Annotated in this window: 8 protein-coding genes; 2 read left to right on the plus strand and 6 right to left on the minus strand. The window is 71.9% G+C overall.

Annotation, left to right across the window (positions count from 1 at the left end; all coding sequences use genetic code 11):
• Positions 1 to 307: 307 nt before the first annotated feature.
• Positions 308 to 1,348 (minus strand): NAD(P)-dependent alcohol dehydrogenase, encoded by a 1,041-nt coding sequence (locus tag IG88_RS0121900; protein WP_031043776.1) that lies wholly within the window; start codon positions 1,346 to 1,348, stop codon positions 308 to 310.
• A gap of 168 nt (positions 1,349 to 1,516) precedes the next feature.
• On the opposite strand from IG88_RS0121900, the gene IG88_RS0121905 reads away from it, so the two are divergent.
• Positions 1,517 to 2,392, plus strand: coding sequence for a helix-turn-helix domain-containing protein (locus tag IG88_RS0121905; RefSeq protein WP_031043777.1), 876 nt, complete (start codon positions 1,517 to 1,519; stop codon positions 2,390 to 2,392).
• An 84-nt stretch (positions 2,393 to 2,476) separates the two neighbouring features.
• On the opposite strand, the gene IG88_RS0121910 is transcribed toward IG88_RS0121905, so the two are convergent.
• Complete coding sequence (locus IG88_RS0121910) at positions 2,477 to 3,724, minus strand: L,D-transpeptidase (protein ID WP_031043779.1); 1,248 nt, start codon at positions 3,722 to 3,724, stop codon at positions 2,477 to 2,479.
• A gap of 231 nt (positions 3,725 to 3,955) precedes the next feature.
• Positions 3,956 to 4,309, minus strand: coding sequence for a hypothetical protein (locus tag IG88_RS43800; RefSeq protein WP_031043781.1), 354 nt, complete (start codon positions 4,307 to 4,309; stop codon positions 3,956 to 3,958).
• Between the two features lie 109 nt (positions 4,310 to 4,418).
• Between IG88_RS43800 and IG88_RS43805 the strand changes: the two genes are divergently transcribed.
• On the plus strand, positions 4,419 to 4,748 hold the full coding sequence (locus IG88_RS43805) for a hypothetical protein (protein ID WP_031043783.1): 330 nt from the start codon (positions 4,419 to 4,421) through the stop codon (positions 4,746 to 4,748).
• Between the two features lie 139 nt (positions 4,749 to 4,887).
• Here the strand turns inward: IG88_RS43805 and hutH are convergent, their stop codons facing one another.
• The 3 genes from hutH to IG88_RS0121935 all read right to left on the minus strand — a co-directional run bounded on the left by hutH (position 4,888) and on the right by IG88_RS0121935 (position 8,712).
• On the minus strand, positions 4,888 to 6,426 hold the full coding sequence (gene hutH, locus IG88_RS0121925) for a histidine ammonia-lyase (protein WP_031043786.1): 1,539 nt from the start codon (positions 6,424 to 6,426) through the stop codon (positions 4,888 to 4,890).
• Between the two features lie 104 nt (positions 6,427 to 6,530).
• Complete coding sequence (locus tag IG88_RS0121930; RefSeq protein WP_031043787.1) at positions 6,531 to 7,679, minus strand: diguanylate cyclase domain-containing protein; 1,149 nt, start codon at positions 7,677 to 7,679, stop codon at positions 6,531 to 6,533.
• A gap of 232 nt (positions 7,680 to 7,911) precedes the next feature.
• Entirely contained in the window at positions 7,912 to 8,712 is an 801-nt protein-coding gene (locus IG88_RS0121935; protein ID WP_031043790.1) for an enoyl-CoA hydratase/isomerase family protein, read from the minus strand.
• Positions 8,713 to 9,012: the final 300 nt, after the last annotated feature.

Consider the following 9,012-nt stretch of genomic DNA (forward strand, 5'->3'; position numbering starts at 1 on the left):
TGCCCGCCGGAATGCGGCGGACACGCTGTGTGCCGCATTCAGCATCGCGCCGGAAAGCAGTGCAGAAACGGTATTCCTGCAGCCTTTGCGGAGGAGGGGAAGAAGGTTTTGTTCTACTTTGCCATTGTTGTCATGCGCATATTCTTGAGCTGCGCGGACTTTCGGCCAGGAAGGCCGGGGAAAGTCACCCGGCCTTCCTGGCCCCCGTGAATTGCGCGCACGTCACCCTGCCCGGCGGTGCGACTACGGGGTGGCCTTCCGGCCATAACGGTCCGCGCGCCCCGCTTTCCCGCGACGCGCCCCCGGATCAGATCGTCGCGGTGTCGATCACGAAGCGGTAGCGCACGTCGCTGTTCACGACCCGCTCGTAGGCCTCGTTGATCTCGGAGGCGGCGATCAGCTCGATCTCGGCGCCGATGCCGTGCTCCGCGCAGAAGTCCAGCATCTCCTGGGTCTCGGCGATGCCGCCGATCATGGAGCCGCTCAGGGACTTGCCGCCGCCGAGCAGCGCGAACAGGTTGAGGGAGACCGGCTCCTCGGGGGCACCGACGTTGGCCAGCGTGCCCTCCGTCTTCAGCAGCCCCAGGTAGGCGGCGAAGTCGAGCGGGGCCGAGACCGTGGAGACGATCAGGTCGAAGCTGCCGGCCAGCTCCTGGAAGGTGGCCGGGTCGCTGGTGGCGTAGTAGTGGTCGGCGCCCAGCTTCAGGCCGTCGTCCTTCTTGCGCAGGGACTGCGACAGCACGGTCACCTCGGCGCCCAGGGCGTGCGCGAGCTTGACGGCCATGTGCCCGAGGCCGCCCAGGCCGACGACGGCGACCTTCTTGCCGGGCCCCGCGTTCCAGCGCTTGAGCGGGGAGTACGTGGTGATGCCGGCGCACAGCAGGGGCGCGGCCTCGTCCAGGGAGATGCCCTCGGGGATGCCGAGGACGAAGTTCTCGTCGACGACGACCTTCTGGGAGTAGCCGCCGTAGGTGACCTCGCCGTCCCTGCCCACGGCGTTGTAGGTGCCGGTGTTGCCCTCGGCGCAGTACTGCTCCCGGCCGGCCCTGCAGTTCTCGCACTCGCGGCAGGAGTCGACCATGCAGCCGACGCCCACCCGGTCGCCGACGGCGAACTTGGTGACGCCGGGGCCGACCGCGGAGACGATGCCCGCGATCTCGTGGCCGGGGACCATCGGGAAGATGGCCTCGCCCCAGCCCTCACGGGCCTGGTGGATGTCGGAGTGGCAGATGCCGGCGAACTTGATGTCGATCAGCACGTCGTGCTCCCGCACCTCGCGCCGCTCGATGGTGGTGCGCTCCAGCGGCGCCTTGGCGGCGGGGGCTGCGTACGCGGCGACAGTGGTCATGCCGGGGTTCTCCGGGTTTCTCTTGGCGTGACTGGGTGATGCTTCCACCCTGCCTGCGACCTGCGGATTCACCCAGACCACGGCTTTGCGTACGTCCGGCGTGCGTACCACTGACGGGGACAGGCTCGTGTGCGTACGACCGGGAATACGTCCGGCGATACTGGAGGCATGGACGGACAGCTTGACCGGCGGGCCGAACTGAGCGAGTTCCTGCGCACCCGGCGGGCCCGGCTCAAGCCGCAGGACGTGGGCCTGGAGTCGTACGGACGGCAGCGCAGGGTGCCCGGGCTGCGGCGCGAGGAGCTGGCGCAGTTGGCCGGGGTGTCGGTGGCGTACTACACGCGTCTCGAACAGGGCAACGGGCAGAACGTGTCGGCGGAGGTCCTGGACGCGATCGCCCGGGCACTGCGGCTGACCGACGCGGAGCAGGCCCACCTGACGCACTTGGCGAGGCCGAAGCAGCAGCGCAGGCGGGCCGGTGCCCCGAGGGGCAAGCAGCCGGTGCGGGTGGCACTGCTCCAGCTCCTGGAGTCGATCGACACGGTGCCCGCGTACGTGTCGGGCCGCCGCTCGGAGATCCTCGCCTGGAACCGGATGGCCGCCGCCCTCTTCGGCGACTGGGGCAGGCTGCCGGCCGCCGAGCGGAACTGGGCGCGGCTGGTCTTCCTGAACCCGGACTACCGCGAGCTGTTCGTCGACTGGGACCAGAAGGCGTACGACATGGTCAGCTTCCTGCGCATGGACGCGGGCCGGCACCCGGACGACCCGCGCCTGTCCGCGCTGGTCGGCGAACTCTCCGTGAAGAGCGAGGAGTTCCGCCGCCTGTGGGCCACGCACGACGTCAAGGAGAAGAGCTACGGCGTCAAGCGGATGCGGCACCCGCTGGTCGGTGACCTGACGCTGTCCTTCGAGACGTTCCGCCTGGTCGACGACGACGAACAGGCCTTCGTCACGTACCACGCGGAGCCCGGCTCACCCTCGGCGGAGGCCCTGCGCCTGCTGGCGAGCTGGGGGACGGACGCGGCGGCTTCACTGTCGGCGTGACGCGCCCCGGCAGAGCAACGGAACAGCGCCTGCCGCCCCGCATCGGGGCGGCAGGCGCTGCGCATGGGAGGGGACGGTGACGGGTCAGACCGCCGAACCCGCCTTCCACTGGGCCCAGTCCATGTTCCAGCCGTTGAGGCCGTTGTCCGGGGCGATGGTCTTGTCGCCGGTGTTCTGGACGACGACCACGTCACCGATGATGGAGTTGTTGTAGAACCAGGCGCCCGGCGTGTTCGGGTCGTTGGCGCCCTTGGCGTCCTCCAGGCCCACGCAGCCGTGGCTGGTGTTGACGCTGCCGAAGATGCCCTTGCCCCAGTAGTTGCCGTGGATGAAGGTGCCGGAGGTGCTCAGCCGCATGGCGTGCGGCACGTCCTTGATGTCGTACTCGCCCTTGCCGTCGTCGTCGGTGAAGCCGACGGTCGAGCCGTCCATCCGGGTCTCCTTGTACTTCTCGGAGATCACCATCTGACCCTCGTAGGTCTTGTTCTCCGGGGAGCCGGCCGAGATCGGGATGGTCTTGACGGTCTTGCCGTCCTGCGTGACCCGCATCTGCTTGGTCTTCGCGTCGACGTAGGAGACCTGGTTGCGGCCGATCTTGAAGGTGACCGACTTCTGCTGGACGCCGTAGACGCCGGAGGCGCCCTCGACCCCGTCGAGGGCCAGCTTGAGGGTGACGGTCGAGCCCTCCTGCCAGTAGTCCTTGGGGCGGCAGTCCATGCGCTGGGTGGAGAACCAGTGGCAGGCGACCTCCTGGCCGCTGCTGCTGTTGACCGTGATGCCCTTCTGGACGGCGGCCTTGTCGGTGATCTGCTTGTCGAAGTTGATCGACACGGGCATTCCGACGCCGACGGTCTTGCCGTCGTCCGGGGTGAAGGTCCCGATGAAGCTGTTCTGCGGCGAGACCGTGGTGAACGAGCTGTTCTCGTGGGCGGCGCGGCCCTCGGAGTCCTGCGCGGTCGCCGAGATCTGGTACTTGGTGGCGCGCTCCAGTTGTCCGCTGGGCTTCCAGCTTGTCTTGTCGGCGGATATCTCGCCCTTGACCACGGTGCCGTCCGAGGCGGTCATCTTCACCTCGGTGAGCGTGCCCTTGGCCACGGTGACACCGGCGGAGTTGTTGATGGAGGCGTTGTCCGAGCCGCCCTTGGGCGTGATCTTGATCTGTGCCTCGGACGTCTTCTTGGCCGCCGCTTCGTCGACCTCGGCCTGCGAGGTCTTGCCGTCCCCACCCCCGGAGGTGTCGGCGTTGCTACTGGAACATGCCGTCAGCACCAGCACACCGCCGAGCAGTGCGGACGCGGCCGCCAGGCCCTTGCGCCGCTTACCGTCCGTCATCACACGCTTCTCCATCGTTGCCTATTCCCGAAACCCCGAGATGCCCCGTCAATAACTTTCAACGCTACGACCGGTTCGTCCCGTTCCACATCGCTCACGGGTGTGGGGCATACCACGTTTCGCCGCAGCGGGCGGAGGCAGTGCGGGGAGGTGTCGGTCCGTGCGCACCGTGAGACGACGAAACCCCGGACGGCGGTTGCCGTCCGGGGCCGGGATTTTCCCCACACCGCGTCAGCCGACCGTCATTTCGTCGTCCTCCGGGTCGTTCTCGCCGCCATCATCCTCGTCCAGCTCCCACTCGGGCGAGTCGGGGTCGTAGTCGATCTGCTCACTGCTCCAGGACGCCTGCCGGAGTTCGACCCCGGGCACCGCGCCGACCAGGTCGAACGGGTCCACCAGGTGCGCCAGGGCCTCGGCGGTGTCCTCCGTCACGGCCCGCTCGGAGTCGGCCCGTTCGGCGTCGGACAGGTCGGTGCCGCCGGCGAGGGCCTGCAGCGCGGCGCCGGTGACGGCCTCCTCGTCGTCGATCTCGAGGACGAGGTCGACGCGAATCCGTACAAACCGTGATGTCTCAGGAGTGCTCATGCCCGGAGCGTAAGGCCGACCGCTCCCGTGACTTTCCTGTGACCCGCGCCTTTCACTAACATCGCCCCACACGGCCAATTCGCCAGCGCCACAAGGGGATCGATATTCCGTGTCATCCGCTCGCCGTTCCTTGCTGACCGCCACCGCCGCGGGCGGCCTGCTGTGTGCCCTGTGGTTCGTCCCGTCGGCCAACGCGACCCCCGAGACTCCGGTCCTCGAATCCGCGGCTGCGACACCGTCTCCGCAGGTCACGACCCAGGCGAGAGCGGCGTCCGCGGACACCGCCGCGGACTCGGCGGCGGGCGGCGAGGGGTCGGCCCGGCTGGCCGACACCGGCAGCTTCGACAGCACGCCGTACGTCATGGGCGGCGCCCTCTGCCTCGGTCTGGGCGCCGGCTTCGTGGGCTACTCGGTCCGCCGGGAACGCCTCGGCCTCTAGCAGCACTTGACGTTCTTTTGACTCGCCCGGCCGGCCGGGGACCGGCCGGAGGGTCGTCCCGGCCGCCCGACGGGTCCCCGGACGCCCCGAGGGGGCCCGGCGTCGCGCCGGACCCCCTCCACCACGTCACCGCCGTCCGCTACCGCAGCGGCCCCGTGACCGTCTCCGCCGCCGCGACCAGGTGCCCGGCGCGCACGAAGGCGTCCGCCGCGGCGAGATCGGGCGCCAGGAAGCGGTCCGGCCCGGGACCCTCCACCCCCGCCGCCCGTACGGCGTCGATGACGGCCTGCGAGGCCGGGGCCGGGGTGAGGCCCTCACGGAGCTGGATCGCCCGGGTGGCGGCGTACAGCTCGACGGCGAGCACGCGGGCCAGGTTGCCGACGGCCGTGCGCAGCTTGCGCGCCGCCGACCAGCCCATCGACACGTGGTCCTCCTGCATGGCGGAGGACGGGATGGAGTCCGCCGAGGCCGGTACGGCGAGCCGCTTCAGCTCGCCGACCAGCGCGGCCTGCGTGTACTGGGCGATCATCAGGCCGGAGTCGACGCCCGCGTCGTCCGCGAGGAACGGCGGCAGGCCGTGGCTGCGGTTCTTGTCCAGGAGCCGGTCGGTGCGCCGCTCGGCGATGGAGCCGAGGTCGGCGACGGCGACGGCGAGGAAGTCGAGAACGTAGGCGACCGGGGCGCCGTGGAAGTTGCCGTTGGACTCCACCCGCCCGTCGGGCAGGACGACCGGGTTGTCCACCGCCGCCGCCAGCTCCCGCTCGGCCACGAGACCGGCATGGGCCATGGTGTCGCGTCCGGCGCCCGCGACCTGCGGGGCGCAGCGCACCGAGTAGGCGTCCTGGACGCGGGGGGCGTCGTCCTGGTGGTGCCCGGTCAGGCCCGAGCCCTTGAGCACGGCGGCCATGTTGGCGGCGCTGGCGGCCTGCCCCGGGTGCGGTCGGATCGCGTGCAGCTCGGGGGCGAGCACCCTGTCGGTGCCCAGCAGGGCCTCCAGCGTCAGCGCGGCGGTGATGTCGGCGGACTTGTAGAGGGTGTCGAGGTCGGCGAGGGCCATGACCAGCATGCCGAGCATGCCGTCGGTGCCGTTGAGGAGGGCGAGTCCCTCCTTCTCGCGCAGCTCGACCGGGGTGATCCCGTGCTCGGCGAGCAGCTCGCCGGCGGGGCGCACGGTGCCGTCGGGGCCCTCGGCGTCGCCCTCGCCCATGAGGGTGAGCGCGCAGTGCGACAGCGGGGCGAGGTCGCCGGAGCAGCCGAGGGAGCCGTACTCGTGCACGACCGGGGTGATCCCGGCGTTGAGCACGTCGGCCATGGTCTGCGCGACCTCGGGGCGCACGCCGGTGTGTCCGGAGCAGACGGTCTTCAGCCGCAGGAACATCAGCGCGCGGACCACCTCGCGCTCGACGCGCGGACCCATCCCGGCGGCGTGCGAGCGGACGATGTTGCGCTGGAGCTGCGCCCGCAGGTCCGGGCTGATGTGCCGGGTGGCCAGGGCACCGAAGCCGGTGCTCACGCCGTACACGGGGTCCGGCTTGGCGGCCAGCGCGTCCACGATGCCGCGGGCGGCGGCGAGGGCCGCCACCGCCTCCTCGGAAAGCTCGATCCGGGCGCCCGCGCGCGCCACGGCGAGGACGTCGGACGCGGTGACCCCGGACGTCCCCACCACCACAGTGTGCATATCCATATTCAGGAGCGTACGCAGTGAATTCGATGATGTCACGGGGCGCTACCGAGGGGGTACGTCACAGATGCACGCGGGCCGCACCCCTTACCGCACCGCCGTCACGGCGAGTGCCGCCCCCGGAACCGCCTGCGCTCCCCGTCCTCCTCCCGGGAGGGCTCGTCCGCGAGCCGTACGACGGGATCGCCGGGCCCCTCGCTCCCCGCGACCACCGGCCCGGCCGCGCGGTCCGCCTTGGCCCGGTACTGGGCGGCGTCGGCGAGGCGGAACAGACGGCGGGCGGAACGGACCGGACCGACCGGGCCCTCGGTGGACGCGACTCCGCAGGCCACGCCGTCGCCCAGCTCCAGTTCGGCCGCCCGGCGGCACAGCTCCTCCGCCGCCTTGACCACCGCGTCGACGGGCGGCCCGACCGCGAGCAGGCAGAACTCGTCCCCGCCGAGCCGCGCGGCGAGCGCCCCCGGCAGCATCGCCCCGCACAGCGACAGCACCGAGCCGAACCGCTCCAGGAGCCGGTCCCCGACGGCGTGACCGTGCGTGTCGTTCACCTGCTTGAGGCCGTTCAGGTCACAGACGACGAGGCTGACGGCGACGCCCTCCCGACGGTGCCGCTCGACGGCCTCGTCCAGCGCGGAGTCGACGGCACGGCGGTTGGCCAGCCCGGTCAGGGCGTCGGTGTACGCGAGCCGCCTGACCTCCTCCAGCCGCTCGCTCTGCGCGATCCCGGCCGCGACGACGGAGGCCAGGACGGTGGCGAAGTCGGCGTCGGCCCGTTCGAAGACCCGCTCCCCCACCGGCCGGGCCACGTACAGCTCGCCCCACGCCCGCCCGTGCAGCACGATCGGCGCGACGACGCAGCAGCCGCGGCCCCGGCGGCGCAGGGCGGCGACGCGCTGGTGGACGTATCCGGGGCGTCCGGCGGCCGGGCCCTCGGCCGTCTCGACCCAGGCGTCGGGCTCACCGCCGCCGGCCCAGCGCTCGTGCAGGAACTCGGTGATCTCCGCGAACTGGTGCACCGGATAGGACTCGTCCTCCGGGAACTCCTCCTCGCCCTCGGCCCGACGGCCGACGTTCACGAGCACCCGGAGCCGCCCCAGCTCCCGTTCCCACACCGACAGCGCGGCGAAGCTGCCCCCCAGCGCCAGGCACCCGCCCACGGCCGCCGCCCGCCACGCCTCACGCGCACTCTGCGCAGCCGCCATCCCCTGCGCAAGCCCCACCACGGCCGCGAGCCGCCTGTCGTCACCCATCACTCCAGGCTAGGGAGATTCAAGGAGAAACGTTACTCAAACGGGTCGAACCGGGCGAGTGTCGAGCGGGTCCGGCGCCTCGCCGAGGGGAGACGGCGCATACCGGCACGGCCGCGGCCCGCACCATCGGGGCCCGTGCCCCGGCGCAGGCCGCACCCGACCGCAACGGTCCGCGCCGGACGGACGGCCGGACCTCCCCGGGCCCTGCGGCGACCGGGGCCGTCCCGTCGGCTCACTCGCCCGGCCAGCGCGGCGCCCGCTTCTCGTTGAACGCCGCCACGCCCTCCGCGCGGTCCCCCGAGAACGCCACCGACCGCCACGCCGCGTCCTCGACCTCCAGGCCCGCCCGCAGGTCGAGACCGTGCCCCAGGCGCAGCGCCCGCTTGGCCGCGCGCAGGCCCACCGGCGAGTTCGCGGCCATCCGGGAGGCCAGCTCCAGCGCGTCCTCCCGGTCCCGGCCCTCGTCCGCCAACTGGTCCACGAGTCCCAGCTCGCGCGCCTCCTCGGCCGCCACCCGACGCGCCGTGAACACCAGCTCGGCCGCCCGCGCCGCCCCCACCCGGCGCGGCAGCAACTGCGTACCGCCGCCGCCCGGGATGACGCCCACCGACACCTCCGGCAGCCCCACCACGGCCGTACGGTCGGCCACGATCACGTCGCAGGACAGCGCCAGCTCGAACCCGCCGCCCAGCGCGAACCCGTGCACGGCCGCGACCGTCGGCTGCGGCAGCTCCAGCACCGCCGTGTACGCCCCCCGCGCCACCGGACGCTGGCGCAGCAGGTCGGCGTCGGAGAAGGAGTTGCGCTCCTTGAGGTCCGCCCCGACGCAGAACGCCCGCTCGTGGGTCGAGGTCAGCACCACCACGCGGACGCCCCGGTCCTCGGCCAGGGCCGCGCAGGCCGCGCTCAGGGACTGGGCCATGGCGGTCGAGACGGCGTTCATGGCCTTCGGCCGGTCGAGCGCGAGCTCCGCGACATGCCCGTCCCCGTGCCGCCGCACCAGGACGAACTCTCCGAACCGCTCCTCGCTCATGACACCCTCCGGTTAACGTCTGTTAACAAGTCGACCGCCCGATCATCGCAGGCGGGCCCGCGCGGGGGAAGACCGGACGCGCCCGCCCCCGCACCGACCCCGCCCACCCGTTCGAGTGACATACGGCCGACCGCCCCACCCGCGCCCCCGGCAGACCGTAGCGTCGCACCGCCACGCGCGGCGGGGGCGCGTGCGCACCGGGGAGTCTCAATGACGGAGTCAAGCCGCTCGCGCGACCGGCAGCTCGGGGGTGAAGACCCGATTGTCGCGCAGGAGAGCCCACAGGACGCTGGCCCGGCG

This window comes from Streptomyces sp. NRRL F-5650 (assembly GCF_000721365.1).
Classification (GTDB): domain Bacteria; phylum Actinomycetota; class Actinomycetes; order Streptomycetales; family Streptomycetaceae; genus Streptomyces; species Streptomyces ardesiacus.

Bases quoted from the DNA above. Each gene is read 5' to 3' on its own strand.
- IG88_RS0121910 (WP_031043779.1), bottom strand. From the start codon at position 3,724: ATGACGGACGGTAAGCGGCGCAAGGGCCTGGCGGCCGCGTCCGCACTG.
- hutH (WP_031043786.1), bottom strand. From the start codon at position 6,426: ATGCACACTGTGGTGGTGGGGACGTCCGGGGTCACCGCGTCCGACGTC.
- IG88_RS0121900 (WP_031043776.1), bottom strand. From the start codon at position 1,348: ATGACCACTGTCGCCGCGTACGCAGCCCCCGCCGCCAAGGCGCCGCTG.
- IG88_RS43800 (WP_031043781.1), bottom strand. From the start codon at position 4,309: ATGAGCACTCCTGAGACATCACGGTTTGTACGGATTCGCGTCGACCTC.
- IG88_RS0121905 (WP_031043777.1), top strand. From the start codon at position 1,517: ATGGACGGACAGCTTGACCGGCGGGCCGAACTGAGCGAGTTCCTGCGC.
- IG88_RS0121930 (WP_031043787.1), bottom strand. From the start codon at position 7,679: ATGGGTGACGACAGGCGGCTCGCGGCCGTGGTGGGGCTTGCGCAGGGG.
- IG88_RS0121935 (WP_031043790.1), bottom strand. From the start codon at position 8,712: ATGAGCGAGGAGCGGTTCGGAGAGTTCGTCCTGGTGCGGCGGCACGGG.